Source organism: Paracoccus laeviglucosivorans (assembly GCF_900182695.1).
Taxonomy (GTDB): Bacteria; Pseudomonadota; Alphaproteobacteria; order Rhodobacterales; family Rhodobacteraceae; genus Paracoccus; species Paracoccus laeviglucosivorans.
This window is the reverse complement of the sequence record NZ_FXTK01000069.1, coordinates 1-1,601: the sequence shown is the minus strand read 5'-3', so window position 1 is coordinate 1,601 and position 1,601 is coordinate 1. Positions and strand designations below refer to the sequence as shown.

1 protein-coding gene and 1 pseudogene are annotated in these 1,601 nt (G+C 64.3%); one reads left to right on the top strand and one right to left on the bottom strand.

Going from position 1 to position 1,601, the window contains the following annotated elements:
• A pseudogene (locus tag FN835_RS21025) lies at positions 1-663 on the top strand (malate synthase G); the annotation flags it as partial.
• A 70-nt stretch (positions 664-733) separates the two neighbouring features.
• Here FN835_RS21025 and FN835_RS21020 read toward each other — a convergent pair.
• Positions 734-1,453, bottom strand: coding sequence for a transporter substrate-binding domain-containing protein (locus FN835_RS21020; RefSeq protein WP_185958801.1), 720 nt, complete (start codon positions 1,451-1,453; stop codon positions 734-736).
• Positions 1,454-1,601: the final 148 nt, after the last annotated feature.

Here is a 1,601-nt window from a genome sequence, read left to right as displayed (position 1 = left end):
CGCGCGCAGATCGGCAAAGGCATGTGGGCGATGCCCGACCGCATGGCCGACATGCTGGCGCAAAAGATCGCCCATCCCATGGCGGGCGCGAATACCGCATGGGTGCCCAGCCCGACGGCGGCCACGCTGCACGCGACCCATTACCACAAGGTCGATGTCCACGCCCGTCAGGCCGAGATCGAGGCGCTGAAGCGTCCCGTGCGTCTGGACGACCTGCTGACCATCCCGCTGGCCACCGGGCGCAATTACAGCGACACCGAAATCGCGCGCGAGTTGGAGAACAACTGCCAGGGCATCCTGGGCTATGTGGTGCGCTGGGTCGATCAGGGCGTCGGCTGTTCCAAGGTGCCCGACATCAACGACGTGGGTCTGATGGAGGACCGGGCGACGCTGCGCATCTCGGCGCAGTCGCTGGCGAACTGGCTGCTGCATGGCACGGTCAGCCAGCAGCAGGTCATGGACGCGATGCGCAAGATGGCCGAGGTGGTGGACCGCCAGAACGCCGGCGACGCGGCTTATCGCCCGATGGCGCCCGGCTTTGACGGCGTGGCGTTTCAGGCGGCCTGTGATCTGGTCTTCCTGGGCCGTGTCCAGCCCTCGGGCTATACCGAGCCGGTCCTCCACGCCCGCCGCCTACAAGCAAAGGCCGAGGCGAAGGGGTGATCTGCGTTGTATCGATACGACAAGATGTCGTTGGCCACAAAAAGGGCCGCTCATCAAACGGTTTTTGGCTTCAACCTGTTGGAATGACAGCATTAGCCATGCCGTGACGATGAAAGCTGGCGGCGACAGTCCCGTCGGTCTTCATTGCATCGACCAGCGTCTTTGCTGCGGCAAGCTGGTCTGGCCTGCCTTTTTGCACGGCCACGGCGGTTTCCGCTACATGGAAGTTTCCTTCGGTGATGCGGGTATCGGGCAATGTCACGACCAGCTCATCCAGTCCCAGCCGCCCCAGCGCTAGGGCGTCGCCTTCGCCCGTCTGGAACCGTGCGATCGCTTCTGACAAAGTTGGAATTGCGACGACCTGCGCCCCAGCGCTGGCGCGTTCGGCGCTGCGGATCGTGGCGGTGCCCGCAACGCCAAGGATGACCGTGCCGTCGCGATGCAGATCGCCGGCCTTCACATAGGGGCTGGCCGCGCGCACCAGATAGCTGCTTTCGCCGATGTGATAGGCGGGACCGAAATCCACGACTGCGCGACGGTCGGCATCGACCGGGGTGAAGGACAGATCCCAGATATCGTCATTCGCAGTCTCGATGATCCGGGCCGAGCTTTCCAACTGCACCAGCCGCACGGGTCGCCCGGTGATTTCACCGATGCGGCGGGCCAGATCGACCGTCACGCCTTCGGGGTCAGTGCCACCATCGGGGATACGGGTCCAAAGTGCCGACTTCGTGGGCCCCACCGCCACGGCGATGCGGATTTCCCCGGTCGGGGCAAGGCAATCATACATAAAGCTCTCCCTACCGCATCGTTGCGGCGTATCGTTCTTCCAATTGGGCGATTTCTTGTGCGGACAGGCTGCGAACGCGCTGGTTTGCCAGCAGGACGGCCAGCTTGGCGGTCTCCTCCAGCTCCTCGGCGGCATAGACGGCGGCGCG